Genomic DNA, 17333 nt, shown 5'->3' on the forward strand with positions numbered 1-17333 from the left:
CCATGTCCGAGATGGCAGAGCATATCGTCATCGTCGGTGCCGGCGCGGCAGGCCTGATGGCGGCGCGCGAGCTGGCGTGTGCTGGCCGGAAGGTGACGGTGCTGGAGGCACGCGCGCGCTGCGGCGGCCGCATCCATCAGCTGCCGCTTTCGGAGTTCGGCTATCCCGCCGAGGGCGGCGCCGAATTCGTCCATGGCGAGGCGCCGGTCACGCGCGGATTGCTGCGCGAGGCCGGGCTCTCGCTTCAGGAGATCGAAGGCGAGCAGTGGAGCTTTGACGGGGCGAGGCTCTCGCGCGAAGAGCGCGACGACCCGCACGAGGCCGAACTCCAAGCCTTGCTGAGGGATTTGCAGGACGATCTCCCTGTCGCCGAGTTCCTGCGCCGGCATTTTGCCGGGAATGACTCCGCGTCGATGCGCCATTCGATCGAGCGGATGGTCGAGGGCTATGACGCGGCCGACCCGGAGCGCGCCTCGACGCTGGCGCTGCGCGAGGAATGGATGGATGGCGGGCATGCTCCGCAGGCGCGCATCGATGGCGGTTATGGCGCGCTGGTCGACTTTCTGGTGGCGGACTGCCGCCGGCACGGCGTCACCATCCATCTTGGCTGCGTGGTGTCGGCGATCGAGGAGGACGGCCGCGAGGCTGTCGTTCGCTGCGCCGGCGGTGACGTGCATGGCTGCAGCCGCGTGATCCTCACCGTGCCGCTGCCGCTGCTGCGCGAGATAGCCCTGCCGGCGAGCGCGAGTGCGAGGCTTGCCGTCACTGATGACATCGGCTTCGGCAATGTCATCAAGATCCTGCTGCGCTTCGCGCGGCCATGGTGGCGCGAGCGACACCAGGATCTCGCGCACATGACCTTCCTGTTGTCCGAACAGAAGATCCCGGTGTGGTGGACGCAATATCCGAGCCAGCATGCCGTGCTCACCGGCTGGTTCGGCGGCCCGCGCACGCTGGAGCTGGACAGCCTCGATCCGCAAGGATTGATCGAGGCCGGGCTCGGTTCGCTCGCCGCCATCTTCAAGCTGCCGCGCGAGGACGTCGCGGGCGAGCTCGTGGCGGCATCGGCGACCAACTGGGCGCACGATCCCTTTGCCCGCGGCGCCTATTCCTGGGCGACACCGCGGACGCGCGCGGCACAGGCGATTCTGGCGCGTGCCGACGGCCTGGTGTCGTTCTCGGGCGAAGCGCTCTATCGCGGCCCCGACATGGGCACGGTGGAAGCGGCGCTGGCGAGCGGGCTGGAGACGGCGGGGCTGATCCTGCGGAGGTAAGATAAAAGGCCCGCATCTCTGCGGGCCTCGTGGCTCACCAGCGGCTGCCACCGAAGCCGAATGTCACGCTGGGGCCGCCGCCATAATATCCGTACGGCCCACCGCCGTAATAGCCGTGGTGGCGCGGGTAATAGCCGTAGCTTCGATAATAAGGCCGGTAGTGGCCGTGATGCCGCCAATGATGGTGACCACGCCAGTGATGGTGCCTGCGGTGTGCACTGATGTCGGTGGTCTGGCTTTCCTGCGCGCTCTGCTTCGCGCTCGAATTGCCGGCCGCGTTCGCCGCCGATCCGCCGGCAAGCGCCGCAGCTCCGACCGCCATCGCGACAATGAGATACTTCATGTTATCACTCCAGTTGAATGTCGTGGGACAACAGATGGGCGTCGGCTGTGTTCCAGGACGTTGCGGGCGTCGAAACGACGCAGTGCGCGGCATGCGATTCGAAAGGCGGATGATCCTGCGTCGTGAGATTTATTGTCGCATCGGCGGTATCGATCACGTCGTTGCCATCACTTGGCCGCGAATGACGCGATCACGTCACGGGTGGTAACGATGCTGGCGAACTCGCTGTCGAGGTTCGACAGCGTCATCGCATGGATCTCCTCGGCGGAATGCTTGTCGCCGTCGGGTCCGATGCGGTCGAACGTCCAGGTCGCATCGCGCACGAGACGCGCGTCGAAGCCGAGATTGCCGGCCATCCGGGTCGTCGTCTCCACGCAATGATTGGTGGTGGCGCCGCAGATCACGAGCGTGCCGATGCCGGCCGCGCGCAGGCGCTGCTCCAGGTCGGTGCCGATGAAGGCGCTGTTGACGCGCTTGACGATGACGGTCTCGCCGGGTTGCTCGCGCGCCTCGTCCTTGACGGCATAGCCGGAGCTTTGAGGCAGGAACGACGAATTCGGCTTTGTGCCCTCATGGCGGATATGAAAGATCGGCGCGCCGCGCGCCCTGAACGTCTGCAGCAGATCGACGATCCGCGCCACCGCATCCGGATTGTTGCGTCGCTTTCCCGCCGCCTCCCATTCGTCGAACGCGCGCTGCACGTCGACGACGATGAGAGCGGGGAGGGGGCTGGTCATGAGCGGATTTCTCAATGGGTTTGTCGAGTGGAATGTGCGAGGTAATGGAGACGGCAGGCAATGCCGATTTTCCCTCGTTTCGCGACGACACTCGTGCCCCGGACGCGGCGCAGCGTCTCTTCGACGGTGCGCCGCAGAGCCGGGGCCCATATCGCCAGAAGGCTCTTTGCGAGTATGGGTCCGGCGCTGCGGCGCAGCGCTACGCGCCGCACCGCGTCCGGGACGCGAGGGTGAGTTGCGGCCGCCTTGCTGAGGATCAAAGCGGCAAGGACTGGCCGGCCTAGTGTCGAGGCACCAAATGGTTGGGAATCGATGAGATGCGAGAGGACGCCATGCCGGGGCCGATGAGTCAACCGGACGGTCTTGCCGAGATCAAGACGCTGCCGCAGGTCCTGCGCTGGCGGGTCGAGGCGACACCGGCAGCGGAGGCCTATCGCCATTTCGACGCGACCGCCCAGCGCTGGGTCAGCCAGTCCTGGCGCGAGATCGATGCGGAATTCGAGCTGTGGCGGCGGGCGCTCGCCGCGGAGGAATTCGCGCCAGGTGAACGCATCGCCATCCTGATGCCGAACGGCATTGCGCATATCGCCATGGACCAGGCGGCGCTGTCGCGTGGCCTCGTGCCGGTGCCGATGCACGCCGTCGACAACCCCGACAGCATTGCCTACGTCCTGGTCGATTCCGGCGCGCTGCTCTTGTTTGTCGATACACTGGAGCGCTGGCAGGCGATCGTGGCGACCGGACAGCCGCTGGACCATCTCAAGCGCATCGTCTGCGCAGATGCGGGCGGGCTCATCACACCGGATGCGCGCATCGTCGGGCTCGACCACTGGCTCGCACAAGCCCCCCGCGTAAGCGCGCCGCTGACCGACGTCGCGGTCCAGCCGGACGATCTCGCCGCCATCGTCTACACCTCGGGCACGACCGGGCGGCCGAAGGGCGTGATGTTGTCGCACGGCAACGTGGTCGCCAATGTGAAGGCGATCGCGCGCCGCATCAAAGCCGAACCGCACGACGTCTTCCTGTCCTTCCTGCCGCTCTCGCACACCTTCGAGCGCACCGGCGGCTATTACTTCCCGATCGCGGTCGGCGCCTGTGTCGCCTATGCCCGCTCGGTGCCGCAACTCTCGGAGGATCTGAAGCATGTGCAGCCGACGGTGCTGGTCTCGGTGCCGCGGATCTACGAGCGCATCTACGCGCTGATCGTGCAACATCGGGCATCCGCGAGCTGGATCGAGCGCGCGCTGCTCGACCTCACCATCGCCGTCGGCGGGCGGCGCTTCGACGCGCGGCAGCAGCATGGCGTGCCGTCGCTGCTGGACCGGCTGGCTTGGCCGCTGCTCGAGCGCCTCGTCGCCGACAAGGTGCTGGCGCAGCTCGGCGGCCGCCTGCGCGTCGCGGTCTCCGGCGGCGCGCCGATCGCGGAGCCCGTCATCCGCCTGTTTCTCGCGCTCGGGCTCGACGTCCTCCAGGGTTACGGGATGACGGAGACCTCGCCGGTGGTCTCCGTCAACACCCCTGACGACAACGATCCGCATTCGGTCGGCCACGTCCTCGACGGCGTCGAGGTCAGGCTGGGCGAGAACGACGAATTGCTGGTGCGCGGCCCCAGCGTGATGCTCGGCTACTGGCACAAGCCGGAGGAGACGCGCCGCGTCAAGGACGCCGATGGCTGGCTGCATACCGGCGACCAGGCCCGCATCGAGACTGGGCGCATCACCATCACCGGCCGCATCAAGGACATCCTGGTCACGTCCACCGGCGAGAAGATCGCGCCGGTGGATCTGGAGACCGCGATCCTCGCCGATCCCTTGTTCGAGCAAGCGCTGGTGGTCGGCGAACAGCGGCCGTTCCTCACCGCGCTGGTCGTGCTGAATGCCAAAGCCTGGGTGGAGGAAAAGGAAAGGCTGGCGGCGCGCGGCCAGCAAGGCGGCGCGGCGGAACGGGCCGCGTTGCTGGCGCGAATAGCGGCAGCCGTGAAGGCCTATCCGTCCTACGCGACACCGCGCGCGGTGTGGTGGACGCTGGACCCGTGGACCATCGCGGCGGGCCTGCTGACGCCGACGCTGAAGAACAAGCGTCCCGCGCTCGAACGCCGCTTCGCGGACGAGATCGAGCACGTCTATGCCAAGAAGCCAGCGCCGATAACGGCCACGTGATTTCGCCGGTCCCGCAGCGCTTGATCCAGCGCAATCTCGGCCGTTGCTGCGCGATGCAATGTCGCCGCGACATTCGAACCGAAATCGAGGCAGGTCATGAAGGCGTATTTCATCGGCGGTGGCATCGGATCGCTCGCGGGCGCGGCGTTCCTGATCCGCGACGCGCAACAGCGGGGGCGTGACATCGTGATCTACGAGGCGCAGCCGCTGGTCGGCGGCAGCCTCGACGGCGCCCAGCTCGCGAACGGCGCCTATTCGCTGCGCGGCGGCCGCATGCTCACCACCGACCATTACGAATGCACCTGGGACCTGCTGTCGAGCATTCCCTCGCTGGAGCATCCGGGCCTCAGCGTGCGCGACGAGACGATCGCCTTCAACGTGGAGAATCCGGCACACTCGAAGGCGCGGCTGGTCGATCGCAACCGCTTCAAGGTCGACGTCTCGCATATGGGCTTCTCCGCGCGCGACCGGCTGGAGCTGGTGCGACTCACCGAGGCCTCGGAAGAGGCGCTCGGCAACAGCCGCATCACCGACTGGCTCTCGCCGGAATTCTTCGAGTCCAATTTCTGGTACATGTGGCAGACCACGTTCGCCTTCCAGCCCTGGCACAGCGCCGTCGAGCTGAAGCGCTATCTGCACCGCTTCATGAACGAGTTTCCGCGCATCGAGACGCTCAGTGGCGTCAAGCGCACCGTCTACAACCAGTACGATGCGATCGTACGGCCGCTCGCCAACTGGCTGAAGAGCCAGGGCGTACAATTCGTGCGCGGCACGCGCGTCACCGACATGGCGATCGAAAGCGACGGCGGACGCTTGCGGGTGCGCCAGCTCGTGCTCGATCGCGACGGCCGCACCGCCAATGTCCTGCTCGAGGACGGCGATCTCGTGTTCTTCCAGAACGGCTCGATGACGGACGCCTCGAGCCTGGGCTCGATGACCGAGCCGCCGTCGCGTCTCACCAAGAAAGACAGTCAGGGCTGGACGTTGTGGGAGACGATCGCGCAGGGGCGTCCCGAATTCGGCAATCCCTCCGCTTTCAACACTTCGATCCCCGAATCCTATTGGCTGTCCTTCACCGTCACCTGCCGCGATCCGCTGTTCTTCGATCGGATGGAGGCGTTCTCCGGCAACAGGGCCGGCACCGGCGGCCTTGTGACGTTCAAGGATTCCAACTGGCTGATGTCGGTCGTGCTCTATCACCAGCCGCATTTCGCAGGACAGCCGAACAACGTGCAGGTGTTCTGGGGCTATGCGCTGCATCCCGACCGCGTCGGCAATTTCGTCGGCAAGGCGATGTCCGATTGCGGCGGCGCGGACATCCTGAAGGAGCTGTGTGGCCACCTGAATTTCGACATGGGCGTGTTCGAGGACGCGATCTGCATTCCCTGCCGCATGCCCTACATCACCAGCATGTTCATGCCGCGCAATTGGGCCGACCGGCCGCTGCCGGTGCCGAAGAATTCGGTCAATCTCGCTTTCGTCAGCCAGTTCGTCGAAATCCCCGACGACGTCGTGTTCACCGTCGAATATTCGGTGCGGGCGGCGCAGATGGCGGTCTATCAGCTGATGAAGATCGATCGCCCGGTGCCGGCGGTGACGCGGCACGACAAGTCGCTCGCGGTGATCTTCGCTACGCTGGAAAAGGCGTTCGCGTGAAGTTGTTTCTCCCGCTCCCCGTTCTTACGGGGAGAGGCGAGAAGAGCTACTTGAACGGATCCTGGATCGAGGGCGAGGACTGCCGGATGCGGCGCACGCTGACCGGCGTGCCGTCGGAGACGAACAGCAGTTCGTAGCGGCGGCCCTCGCTGTCGGTGGCGGAGCAGGTGACGTCAGTTACCTTCTTGGCGGCGAAATTGCCGGTCTGGCGGCAGAGGCCGGTGGAGGTCTGCTCGGCCGGCACCGGCAGGCCGTCGACCTTGGGGCGGTCCTTGGAGTTGAGCAGCATGCGGTCGATCGGCAGCTCGTAGGAATTGTCGTCGGCGCGCTTGCCGTTCTCGCCCGAGAACGACACGACGTGGCTGTCGTCGGAGGGATCGTCGACCGCGACCGCGAAATTGACCCGGCCCTTGTCGCCATGGGCGTAGGCCACCGTCTTGCAGGCGAAGGTGCGGCCGGCGACCTTGAACGTCTTGCAGTGGCCGGACATCAGCGCCAACAGGTCGATGAGGGTATTCTGCTGCGCCGCCGGATTGTTGACCGGGATTGGTTTGGAAGTCTCGGCAAAACAAGGACTTGTCCCAGCGGCAAGGGTGGCGGCCAAGGCCAGCGCTGCGGCCGGAAGCGGTCTGCAGAGGCGCATCGGAAGGCTCACCTGCCCGAGAACCGTGAACCGGTTCCATCCCACAACCATCGAATCGCAAATTAGTTGCGATCCCGTTTGTTCTGCAAGACCCGTCTGGAATACCACCGCGCCATCCCGAGGGCGATTCGCCCACATCGCCCAACCCGTCCCGCCGGCACTTGCCGCCAGGCCGGTGTTTTTTTCGTGGCAGAGCTAGCCCGTGGCCGTCTGCCAGCGCGCATCGCGCAGGGACGGGCGGCGGTGCAGGCGGGCGTCCAGCAGGGCACGGGCGCGGGGCAGCTCGCCGCTGCGCATGAGCGCGATGATGTAGGTGTCCTCGACCAGCTCGCGCTGGGCGTGGCTGCCGCCGATCCGCACGACCTCGGTGAGGACAGGCGCGAGCGTTTGCGCGCATGAGGCGTAATCCTCGTCCGCGAAGGCCGCCAGCGCGCGGAAGATCGCCGGCACGACGGGGCCGGCCGGCAGCTTGCCCTCGGCGAGCCGCTGCTCGATCGTCGCAAGGCGTGCGGTGAGCGCCGCGTGGTTTTGCGTCGCCGCCGCGAACAGGGCCATGTGGACGTCGGCGAAGGACAGGCTCGACTTCGGAAACAGTTTTTGTGCGGTGGCGTCCGCTTCCTGCCACAACGTCTTCGGCACGGTGTGGCCGTACGCCGATAGGCGCCAGAGCAGCGAGGCGGCGTCGGTGATAACGTTGAGCGGCGGCGCCTGTGTGGCGGAAGGCCGGAGCACGTCGGCATAGATCGCGAGGGCGCGCGCGGCATCGTCCTGCTCGAGCGCGCCGAGCGCCTGGTGCCAGCGGATATGGCCGTGCAAAATTCCGGCGCGGTCGTAGGACGGAATCCAGTCGTCGACGAGGCGATCGGCCGCCTCGATCGAGCCGTCCTCGAACATCGCATGCAGCACCGCATGCGCGGCGTGGGCATTCGCCCGGCGCAAACTGAAGCCGCGCTCGGTGACGGCCCGGCCGCGTGCGACGTCGCCATTCTCGGTCATGGCCCAGCCGGCCATCGTGAGGAACCACCAATCCTCGCCGTAATGCCGCGCCACGCGCTCGCACAGCTCGTGCCGCGCGCGATCGTGGTCCGCCATGCCGGAGAAGGCGAACAGGCCGAACGCCCCGAGCGGCAGCGACAGCACCAGGGCATCGCGCGGCCAGTTCTCGACGTGCTTCAGCGTCGATGCGATCGCCTCGTGCAGCCGGCCCTCGATCGCAAGCGCCAGCGTCTCGACATGCGAGCGCTCGCGCTCCGTGCCGCGCCTTGCGACCAGCTCGCGCGCGAGCGCCGCCTTGCTCCGTGCCAGATCGCCCTGTTGGTAGAAGGCGTGCACGCGGGCGCGGGCGATATGGGGAAGCGCGAAATCGGGATCGGCCGCAATCGCGCGCTCCAGCGTCTCCGCCATGCCGGTCCAGCCGGAGAGCATGAGGTCGACGCCGTCGCGATAAGCGCCGGCAGCCGCATCGGATGCGGTGGAGAGCGGCAGGCCGTAGCGGTCTTCGTGCGCCATCGTCGTCTTTCGAAAGTTCACGCCGTCCGCGCGCGGCGGCCCTCGATCGGGTAGGCGGGGTCGTTGTAGCCCGGCGTCGAGGGATGGCCCGGCACGACCAGCCGGTCGATCAGTGCCTCGTCATCGGCGGTGAAGCGATAGTCGAGCGCGCTGATGTAGCCGTCCCACTGCTCCTCGGTGCGGGGCCCCGCGACGATCGAGGAGACGAAGGCTGAGTTGAGCACCCAGGCAACCGCGAACTGGCCGGCGGCGATGCCCTTCCTCTCCGCGTGCGCCTTGATCTCCTGCGCGAGCTGAAGCGATTCCGGCCGCCATTCGGTCTGCATCATGCGGGTGTCGTTGCGCCCCGCGCGCGTCTCCTGGTCGGGGGCAGCATCCGGCTTGTACTTGCCGGTGAGCACGCCGCGCGCCAGCGGGCTGTAGGGAACGATGCCGAGGCCGTAATAAGAGCAGGCCGGGAAGTGCTCGACCTCGGGCATGCGGTTCATCGCGTTGTAATAGGGCTGGCTCACCGCCGGACGGTCGATGCCGAGCCGGTCGCAGATGTTGCAGATCTCGGCGACGCGCCAGGCGCGGTAATTGGAGACGCCGAAATAACGCACCTTGCCTGCTCGGATCAAATCGCCCATCGCGCGCACCGTCTCCTCCAGCGGCGTCGAATGGTCTTCCTTGTGCAGATAGTAGATGTCGATGTGATCAGTGCCGAGCCGCTTCAGGCTTTCGTCAGCAGCCTGCAGCACCCAGCGCCGCGACAGGCCGACCCGGTTGGGATCGTCACCCATCCCAGTATTCATCGGATTGGCGAGCTTCGTCGCGAGCACCCAGGCGTGGCGGTTGCTGGCGATGGCGCGGCCGACGACCTCCTCGGATGCGCCCTTCGAATAGGCGTCGGCGGTGTCGATGAAGTTGATGCCGGCCCCGCGAGCCTTGTCGATGATCCGCTTTGATGCGGCTTCATCGGTCGGCCCGCCGAACATCATGGTGCCCAGACAGATCGGCGACACTTTCAGGCCGGTGCGGCCGAGCTGGCGGTATTGCATGGGCGGGTCCTCGATATCTTTATGGAGGGCAGCATAGCCGCCTGGTTCCGTCATTGCGAGCGCAGCGAAGCAATCCAGAAATGCATCCGCGGAAAGATTGCTGGATTGCTTCGTCGCAAGAGCTCCTCGCAATGACGCGGAGAGGAAGGCCGCCCAATCTCCTCTCGTCGTCCCGGACAAGCGAAGCGCAGATCCGGGACCCATAGCCACAGGGAATTGTTTGGCGAAGACTCGGAGTGGCCTGCTTCGCGCCACCACTCCTCCCTGGGGTTATGGGTCCCCGCGTTCGCGGGGACGACAGTGGAGTGTGTGACTGCGATGGTGACCGCTTGACCACGCCTCCCCTTTACCCCGGCCCCTTCAGGATCTTGAACACGCCGTTCGCCATCACGATGCAGCGGTCGTCGACCGTCACCTCCGTGCTCATGAAGATCAGGCTGCGGGTCGAGCGCACCACGCGCGGGCGGGAGATCAGGATGTCGCCGATCTGGCCGGCTTCGACGAAATGGGTGTCGAGCTGCACCGTCGCCATGAACTCCTTGCCGGAGACGTAGCGGGCGGTCATGCCGCAGGTGCGGTCGGCGAAGGTCATCATCACGCCGCCCTGCACCATGCCGCGGCGGTTGTGGTGCTTGTCTTCGGTCGCGAGCGCGAACTCGTGATGGCCGCCGACCTTGCGCTCCCACAACGGACCGATCAGGTGCATGAAGCCGGTCGTCTCCAGCATGCTCCAGCCCTCTGATTTGAGCCTTGCGGCGGCCTTGCTCGTCATCGCTCCGTCCATCTCTGCAGCGCTGTCTCTCCTCGTTTCATCAGATGCAGTCCTGGTGTAGTCAAGCACCATGAGACCTTTCGACGATGCCACCAGACGGAATATCGAAGCTGCCTGCGCGTCCTTCGCGCGGCTGCCTGGCGAGGCCGAGCCGTCGGCGCTGAAGCGCGCCGCGGTGGTGCTGGCGCTGACCGAATCCAGCGACGGTGACGACACCGCCTTCCTGCTCACCAGGCGTGCCTCTCATCTGCGTGCGCATCGTGGCCAATGGGCGCTGCCCGGCGGACGCTGCGATGCCGGCGAGACGCCGGTCGAGGCGGCGCTGCGCGAGCTCGACGAGGAGCTTGCGCTCAAGCTTTCAGCCGACGCGGTGCTCGGCCTGCTCGACGATTATCCGACCCGCTCCGGCTATCTGATCACGCCGGTCGTGGTCTGGGCGGCTGACAGTGCCGCGATCGCGCCGAACCCGGACGAGGTCGCCTCCGTCCATCGCATCGCGCTCGATACGATCGAGCACGACGACGCCTTCGATTTCACCGCGATCCCCGAAAGTACCCGCCGCGTGATCCGGTTCCATCATCAGATGAGCCTGATCCACGCGCCGACGGCGGCCCTGATCTACCAGTTCCGTGAAGTGCTGGCGGGGCGGCACACCCGCGTCACCGACCTGGAACAGCCGGTGTTCGCCTGGAAGTGATGGTAAACGGCGCGTTAACGTGACGGTTACCGGATGCCTGCTAAGAGGACGGCATGCATCGATCGATTCGAAACAAATTGGCGCTGGTTCCACTTGCGCTTGTCCTGATCACACCGGCCGCCCGCAGTGGCGAGGCCGACGCGCTGCCGCCGGCCGTCCGCGATGCCAACGCCCAGCTGCTGTCGCAGTTTTTTGCGCAAAGCGCGGGGGCCTCGCCCGCCGTGCTCGAATATCGCCGCAAGCTCGCGGAATATCAGGCGGCGCGCGCGGCCTTCGATGCCGAGGCCGGTGCCTATTGGAGTCAGATCTCGGAGAAGCGGAAGACCCGCAATGCCAAGCGGCGCAGCGGGCAGCAGGTGACGCTCGATGATTACGTGCTGGAGCATCCGCCGCTCTATAACGGGCCGAAGAAGCCGGTGAATCCGGAGCCGGAGGAAACGCCGGAACGGCCGCCCCGCAAACCGATTCCCGTCGTTGCCGATTTCCTGCGCGCGGCGCAGGAGCTCTACCAGTTCACGCCGCAGCGCCCGTCCAGCGAGGCCGAGTTCAAGCGCGCCTATGCGCGCTACGCGCTCGCCTCCGGGCTGACGCGCGAGCAGGCCGTGCGGGTTTACGCCTTCGAGACCGGCGGCACCGGCAGCCACGACGTGCAGGCAGGAATCGAGCATGGCGGCAAGCGCGCGATCTCGACCGCGATGGGTTACAACCAACTCCTGACCACCAACAGCGTCGAGCTGCTGGCCGAGCAGGGACACGAACTCGTTCGCGCGCTGTCCGAGAAAGTTGCGCGCACATCAGGACCGGCGCGCCAGGCGCTCGAGCACAAGCTCGTCGTGCTGAAGAAGATGGTCGCGCATGCCAAGGCGGTGCCCGACACCTGGTCTGAGCATGAGAAGATCGGCAACACCGCGCAGGGCTGGGCCATGCATGCGATGGTGCTCGACATCGATGTCGGTCCGATGCTGCAGACCCACAAGCTGCTCACCTCGGTGCTGTTCGCCCGCGCCAAGGGCTACACCCGTCCACTCACGGCCGCCGAGCTCGAGATGATGAATCTCACCGGTGACGGCACCGGGCTCGACATGGTGACGATGCCGCAGGCGATGCGCGAGCAGGTGCCGACCTCGAACTTCTTCCAGCGCGGCGGCTATGAGCGCAATCCGGTCGCGATCCGCCACAACACGGTGGCCAAGCTGCTGGCGGTGACGGACGATCGGATGGATTCGAACAGCGGCAAACCCGGCGCAAGGGAATTGGCGGCGGCGTTTTAGATATCGGTGTCGTCCCGGACAAGCGCGCCTAAAGCGCGCGCAGATCCGGGACCCATAACCACGGAATCAGATTTGGCGAAGACTCGAGGTTACCAGCTTCGCGCCGCAACTGCTTCCTGGGGTTATGGGTCCCGGGTTCGCACTTCGCGCGCCCCGGGACGACAAAAAGCGATTACTGATCCGGACCGAACTTGAACTTGCCGTCGCCTTCGAGATACGGGCCGCTGCGCATGTAGAGCTGGCCGTTCTGGCCGATGAAGAACAGCGTGCCCCTCGGCACTTTCTTGGCGCCCTTCAGCAACTCGCCAGCATTGCTGGTGCCCATCTTGTAGGAATAGGTCTTGCCGTCCCTGTCATACGCATAGCCCATGTCGGGCTTGAGCTCCCACGGCGTTGCCGTGGCTTGCGCGCATGCGGGCGCGGCGAACGCGCCGAGCAGCGTTACGAATGCAGCCGAAGCAAGTGCAAATGTCTTCGTTGAAAAGGCCATGATCCCATCCTCCCCGTCGTTGGGGGCGTCGGGCTTGAACAAATCACGAACGGTGCATCCGGGTCAATTTGCGAAAGCGCCGCAGCGCATCACGTCTTGCCCAGCAGGTTGTGATTTTCCCTTCGTCCCCTCGCGACTATGTTCCGCTTTCCGTCTAGAACGCAACTCGACAAAATTATGGGTAGGGATGATTCGGATGCGCCATGTGATTAAACTTTGCTGGGCTGCTGCATTGTCGTTGACGGCGCTGGCGCCGGCCGCCCGGGCCGATGACTACCAGCTCAGCCACAACCAGCGCATTTCGTGCAGCCGCGGCCTTGCCCCGGGCAAGCTGAACACGGCGACCTGCAAGTCCTACACCTATCTCTTCAACACCAAGACCTCGGAATATTTCCGCTGCCAGGTCTCGCTGGCGCTGACCCGCGACAACAAGGAAGTCATCAACGTCCAGACCGACGGCGGCTGCACCAAGAAGCCGCGCATCTTCGAGACCGATGGCAAGTATGATTTCGATGTGACCGAGACCGAGCCGCCGAACACCAATTCGTTCTTCGGCCCCGGCGGCTATTCGGTGTGGGCCGCCGACGTCGGCGCGCAGAAGGTGCGCGGCTGCATCATCATCTCCTCCGGCCTCGGCTCCGACATCTCCAAGTGCCTGGACATGACGTTCCAGTAAGGGCTTGCCAGTAAGGGCTTGCGACGGTGCGCTCCCTCCCCCGCTGGCGGGGGGAGGCTGGGGAGAGGGTGTCTCCGCAGTGGGACAATCCCCTAGAGGAGAAAGCCCTCACCCGCGCCTTCGGCGCGACCTCTCCCGCAAGCGGGCGAGGTGACCGAGCCAGCCGCGCGCGTGATCGAACCTCACGCAAGTCAGCAACTGCGCCACGTCGCCGCAGCCCGAAGTTCCCGAAAAATCGAGCCGGATCGGCCATTTACTGCAGTCCTGTTTTGTCTTTTGGATGGGTTGACCCGCATGCCTCATCCGGCCAATTTCGCGGCCGGTTTGGGGAGAACAACAACCATGAAACGAACCATTTTCGGCGCGGCCGCGGCTCTTGCTCTGGCGGCGTCGGCACCTTGCGCGCAGGCGCAATCCTTCATCAACGTGCTGACCGGCGGCACCTCCGGCGTCTATTATCCGCTTGGGGTCGCGATCGGGAAGATCTACGGCGACAAGATCCCGAACGTGAAGACGCAGGTGCAGGCCACCAAGGCGTCGGTCGAGAATCTGATCCTGCTGCAGCAGGGCCGCGGCGAGCTGGCGTTCACGCTGGGCGACTCGCTCAAGGCCGCCTGGGACGGCGAGGAGGAAGCGGGCTTCAAGACCAAGCTCGACAAGCTGCGCACGATCGGCGCGATCTATCCGAACTACATCCAGATCGTGGCGACCGCTGAGTCCGGCATCAAGACGCTGGCCGACCTCAAGGGCAAGAGCCTCTCGGTCGGTGCGCCGAAGTCGGGCACGGAGCTGAATTCGCGCGCGATCCTGGCCGCGGCCGGCATGAGCTACAGGGATCTTGGCAAGGTCGAGTATCTGCCATTCGCCGAATCCGTCGACCTCATGAAGAACCGGCAGCTCAACGCGACGCTGCAATCGGCCGGGCTTGGCGTCGCCTCGTTGAAGGACCTGTCGACATCGAGCCCGATCACGGTGGTGTCGGTGCCGAAGGAGACGGTCGACAAGATCGGCCCACCCTTCGTCTCCGCGATCATTCCGGCCAATACCTATACCGGCCAGGACAAGGACGTGCCGACGGCGGCCGTGATCAACTATCTCGTCACGAGCTCCGCCGTATCGGACGATCTCGCCTATCAGATGACCAAGCTGGTCTACGAGTCGCTGCCGGAGCTCCAGAACGCGCACGCGGCCGGCAGGGAGATCAAGCTCGAGACCGCAGCCAGCGGCAGCCCGGTTCCGCTGCACCCCGGCGCGATCCGCTATTACAAGGAAAAAGGGCTGATCAAGTAGGATCGGCTCTCGTCATCGGACGTCATGGTCGGGCATTAGCGCGAAGCGCGTCTTCGCACAGATGGCCCGGCCATCCACGTTCTATGGGCAGGCGAGAAAGATCGTGGATGCCCGGGCCTTCGCCTCGCCGAAGCGGCTTCGGCCGTGCAGGCGGGACAAGCCCGGGCATGACGGCGCGGGTAGACCGTGCCAAGTTATGAGCGCTCGACGGCGAAGGACGATTTAGATGCTGGAAAAGGCAGAGGGCACTGAAGCTGCGCCCATCAAGGTCGAGTTCGACAATTTCGAGCATGGCTTTCCGGAAGGGTTCGGCCCGGGCTGGTGGGGCGCGCTCGCCTACTGGATCGGCATCGCCTTCGCCAGCTTCCAGCTCTATGTCGCGGCTTTCAACTATCTTCCGAGCCAGGTGGTGCGCGGCGTCCATGTCGGATTTCTGATCCTGCTCACCTTCGGCCTGATCGCGAACTTCACCGCGAAGAGCAATGCCGGCCGCGCGCTCGGCTGGGTGATCGGCGGCGCCGGCTTCCTCTGCGGGCTCTACCAATGGATCTTCTATGCCGACCTGATCGCGCGCGACGGCGACCCGACGCGGCTCGATCTCGTGGTCGGCACGCTGCTGGCGGTGCTGATCTTCGAAGGTACCCGGCGGCTGATGGGCGCGGCGCTGCCGCTGATGTGCGGCGCGTGCCTCGTCTACTGGTTCTTCGGCCAGTATCTGCCGTCGCCGCTCAACCATCGTGGCTATGATTTCGACCAGATCGTCACGCATCTGTCGTTCGGCACCGAAGGCTTCTACGGCGTGCCGATCTACGTCTCGGCGACCTACATCTTCCTGTTCATCCTATTCGGCTCGTTCCTGGAGCGCGCCGGCATGATCCAGCTGTTCACCGACGTTTCGCTCGGCCTGTTCGGCCGCACCCGCGGCGGACCCGCCAAGGTCGCCGTGTTCGCCTCCGGCATGATGGGCACGATCTCCGGGTCGGGCGTCGCCAATGTCGTCACCGTCGGCCAGTTCACGATTCCGCTGATGATCAGGTTCGGCTACCGCCGCGCCTTCGCCGCCGGCGTCGAAGCCACCGCGTCGATGGGCGGACAGATCATGCCGCCGGTGATGGGCGCGGTCGCCTTCATCATGGCGGAGACGCTCGGTGTGCAATATTCCGAGATCGTCAAGGCGGCTGCGATTCCCGCGATGCTCTATTTCGCGTCCGCGTTCTGGATGGTGCATCTGGAGGCCGGCAAGCACGGTCTCACCGGCATGAAGCGCTCGGAGATTCCGAGCGCCTGGAAGGCGCTGGTGACGCGCTGGTACCTGGTGCTGCCGCTCGCTGCCCTGATCTACATGCTGTTCGAGGGCTTCACCCCGCTCTATGCCGGCAGCATGGGTCTTGCGCTGACCGTGGCGCTGATCCTGGGCACCAGCATCACGGCCGGCGCCTCGGCGACAATCATTCGCTACATCTTCTGGATCGGGCTTGCACTCGTCGTCGCCGCGCTGTCGCGTGACGGCCTCAAGATCGTGCCGGTCGCGAGCGTCGTCGTCGGATTGATCGTGATCACCGCCTTCGTCCGCGGCGGCTTTGCGGCGTTGCGCGGCTGCCGCGATGCGCTGGCCGAGAGCGCCAAATCCGCCATCACCGTCGGCATGGCCTGCGCCATCGTCGGCGTCATCATCGGCATGATGTCGCAGACCGGCGTCGGCACCATCTTCGGCGGCTGGGTGATCGGGCTCGGCGAGAAGAGCCTGTTCCTCGCGCTGATCATGACCATGCTGCTGTCGATCCTGCTCGGCACCGGCATCCCGACCATCCCGACCTACATCATCACCGCCGCGCTCGCCGCGCCCGCACTGGCCAAGCTAGGGGTGCCTCTGATCGCGAGCCACATGTTCGCGTTCTACTACGGCATCATGGCCGACCTCTCGCCACCGGTGGCACTGGCGGCGCTCGCGGCGGCGCCGATCGCAAAGGAGAATCCCGACAAGATCGGCTGGGAGGCGATGCGCATCGCGCTCGCCGGTTACGTCATCCCCTTCATCTTCGTCTATTCTCCGGCCTTGATGCTGCAAGCCGGCGATCCCATGGCGGCCAAGCTCGGCTTCTACGGAGCGGTGGCGCTGGCGGCCTTGAAGGCGTTGGTGGCGATCGGCCTATTCGGCATGGTCGCGATCGGCTTCCTGTTCACGCGCTTGAGCCTGATCGAGCGCCTGGTCGCGCTCGGCGCTGCATTCTGCCTGCTCGGGGAATTCGCGTTCAGCGACACCGCCGGCTTCGTGCTCGCTGCGGCGCTCGTGCTGTGGCAATGGCGGCAGCGTCCGTCGGCGCCGGTCGAGGCGGCGTGAGCCTCTGCTTCGCAACGGCCTTCGGCGTGAAGACGCTGGCGCTGTCCGCGTTCACGATTGCATGGACGCATTCGATCGCGAAGGTCGACTGGCAGGAGGATTGGCGCGTCACGCCCGCCGGCCTCGAACTCGTGCAGGCCCGAATCAAGGGCACCGGCCCCGGCATGGAGCCGCCGCCCGAGGCGCGGCTGGTCGACGGCTGGTTTCAGTGGCAGCCGAAGCGCGCCGCCATGCAGGAGGTCGTGCTCGGCAATTCCGGCGCGGCCGGCGAATGGCGGCTGTGTCATGAGGGCAAGTGCCGGACGCTGTCGGAGATTGTCGGGCATCCCATTGGTGCTAACGTCACGACGATGAAGATTTGCAGTGATCCGTAGCCCGGATGAGCGAAGCGACATCCGGAAATGCCAACCCGGATATCGCTGCGCTGATCCGGGC

General features: G+C 65.6%; 16 protein-coding genes. 9 read left to right on the forward strand and 7 right to left on the reverse strand.

Annotation, left to right across the window (positions count from 1 at the left end):
• The first annotated feature begins 2 nt into the window (after nt 1-2).
• The gene (locus tag UNPA324_RS12520; RefSeq protein WP_141934804.1) at nt 3-1274 is read left to right on the forward strand and encodes a flavin monoamine oxidase family protein; all 1272 of its coding nucleotides are present in this window, start codon (nt 3-5) and stop codon (nt 1272-1274) included.
• A 34-nt stretch (nt 1275-1308) separates the two neighbouring features.
• Here UNPA324_RS12520 and UNPA324_RS12525 read toward each other — a convergent pair whose 3' ends face one another.
• Both UNPA324_RS12525 and UNPA324_RS12530 read right to left on the reverse strand, forming a co-directional pair.
• Nucleotides 1309-1617: a hypothetical protein gene (locus UNPA324_RS12525; protein WP_164936231.1), complete on the reverse strand. Its 309-nt coding sequence runs from the start codon at nt 1615-1617 to the stop codon at nt 1309-1311.
• Nucleotides 1618-1784: 167 nt separating this feature from the next.
• Complete coding sequence (locus tag UNPA324_RS12530; protein ID WP_128919282.1) at nt 1785-2354, reverse strand: cysteine hydrolase family protein; 570 nt, start codon at nt 2352-2354, stop codon at nt 1785-1787.
• A gap of 332 nt (nt 2355-2686) precedes the next feature.
• Here UNPA324_RS12530 and UNPA324_RS12535 point away from each other — a divergent pair, with 332 nt between their 5' ends.
• Both UNPA324_RS12535 and UNPA324_RS12540 read left to right on the forward strand, forming a co-directional pair.
• A complete protein-coding gene (locus UNPA324_RS12535) occupies nt 2687-4513 on the forward strand; it encodes an AMP-dependent synthetase/ligase (RefSeq protein ID WP_181769376.1) in 1827 nt (608 codons plus the stop codon).
• A 96-nt stretch (nt 4514-4609) separates the two neighbouring features.
• A complete protein-coding gene (locus UNPA324_RS12540) occupies nt 4610-6169 on the forward strand; it encodes an oleate hydratase (protein WP_141934806.1) in 1560 nt (519 codons plus the stop codon).
• A gap of 46 nt (nt 6170-6215) precedes the next feature.
• Here the strand turns inward: UNPA324_RS12540 and UNPA324_RS12545 are convergent, their stop codons facing one another.
• The 4 genes from UNPA324_RS12545 to UNPA324_RS12565 all read right to left on the reverse strand — a co-directional run bounded on the left by UNPA324_RS12545 (nt 6216) and on the right by UNPA324_RS12565 (nt 10133).
• The gene (locus tag UNPA324_RS12545) at nt 6216-6812 is read right to left on the reverse strand and encodes a hypothetical protein (RefSeq protein WP_181769377.1); all 597 of its coding nucleotides are present in this window, start codon (nt 6810-6812) and stop codon (nt 6216-6218) included.
• Nucleotides 6813-7007: 195 nt separating this feature from the next.
• Nucleotides 7008-8321 carry a tetratricopeptide repeat protein gene (locus tag UNPA324_RS12550; protein WP_141934808.1) on the reverse strand — a complete coding sequence of 438 codons (1314 nt, stop codon included), beginning with the start codon at nt 8319-8321 and terminating at the stop codon, nt 7008-7010.
• Nucleotides 8322-8338: 17 nt separating this feature from the next.
• On the reverse strand, nt 8339-9361 hold the full coding sequence (locus UNPA324_RS12555; RefSeq protein WP_181769378.1) for an aldo/keto reductase: 1023 nt from the start codon (nt 9359-9361) through the stop codon (nt 8339-8341).
• Between the two features lie 346 nt (nt 9362-9707).
• Nucleotides 9708-10133: a PaaI family thioesterase gene (locus tag UNPA324_RS12565; RefSeq protein WP_164936233.1), complete on the reverse strand. Its 426-nt coding sequence runs from the start codon at nt 10131-10133 to the stop codon at nt 9708-9710.
• 70 nt (nt 10134-10203) lie between these two features.
• On the opposite strand from UNPA324_RS12565, the gene UNPA324_RS12570 reads away from it, so the two are divergent.
• Together UNPA324_RS12570 and UNPA324_RS12575 are read left to right on the forward strand one after the other, a co-directional pair.
• Nucleotides 10204-10830, forward strand: coding sequence for an NUDIX hydrolase (locus UNPA324_RS12570; RefSeq protein WP_141934810.1), 627 nt, complete (start codon nt 10204-10206; stop codon nt 10828-10830).
• A gap of 53 nt (nt 10831-10883) precedes the next feature.
• Nucleotides 10884-12101, forward strand: a complete 1218-nt coding sequence (locus UNPA324_RS12575; RefSeq protein ID WP_141934811.1) for a hypothetical protein — start codon at nt 10884-10886, stop codon at nt 12099-12101.
• Between the two features lie 172 nt (nt 12102-12273).
• Here the strand turns inward: UNPA324_RS12575 and UNPA324_RS12580 are convergent, their stop codons facing one another.
• Nucleotides 12274-12591: a hypothetical protein gene (locus UNPA324_RS12580; RefSeq protein WP_128919291.1), complete on the reverse strand. Its 318-nt coding sequence runs from the start codon at nt 12589-12591 to the stop codon at nt 12274-12276.
• Nucleotides 12592-12787: 196 nt separating this feature from the next.
• On the opposite strand from UNPA324_RS12580, the gene UNPA324_RS12585 reads away from it, so the two are divergent.
• The 4 genes from UNPA324_RS12585 to UNPA324_RS12600 all read left to right on the forward strand — a co-directional run bounded on the left by UNPA324_RS12585 (nt 12788) and on the right by UNPA324_RS12600 (nt 17272).
• Nucleotides 12788-13267 (forward strand): hypothetical protein, encoded by a 480-nt coding sequence (locus UNPA324_RS12585; RefSeq protein WP_164936234.1) that lies wholly within the window; start codon nt 12788-12790, stop codon nt 13265-13267.
• A gap of 342 nt (nt 13268-13609) precedes the next feature.
• Nucleotides 13610-14557 carry a TAXI family TRAP transporter solute-binding subunit gene (locus UNPA324_RS12590; protein ID WP_141934812.1) on the forward strand — a complete coding sequence of 316 codons (948 nt, stop codon included), beginning with the start codon at nt 13610-13612 and terminating at the stop codon, nt 14555-14557.
• Nucleotides 14558-14783: 226 nt separating this feature from the next.
• Complete coding sequence (locus tag UNPA324_RS12595; RefSeq protein ID WP_181769379.1) at nt 14784-16898, forward strand: TRAP transporter permease; 2115 nt, start codon at nt 14784-14786, stop codon at nt 16896-16898.
• Nucleotides 16859-17272: a DUF1850 domain-containing protein gene (locus UNPA324_RS12600; RefSeq protein WP_128919294.1), complete on the forward strand. Its 414-nt coding sequence runs from the start codon at nt 16859-16861 to the stop codon at nt 17270-17272. The genes UNPA324_RS12595 and UNPA324_RS12600 overlap by 40 nt, the downstream gene beginning before the upstream one ends.
• Nucleotides 17273-17333: the final 61 nt, after the last annotated feature.

It is taken from the genome of Bradyrhizobium sp. UNPA324 (genome assembly GCF_006658635.1).
Classification (GTDB): domain Bacteria; phylum Pseudomonadota; class Alphaproteobacteria; order Rhizobiales; family Xanthobacteraceae; genus Bradyrhizobium; species Bradyrhizobium nanningense.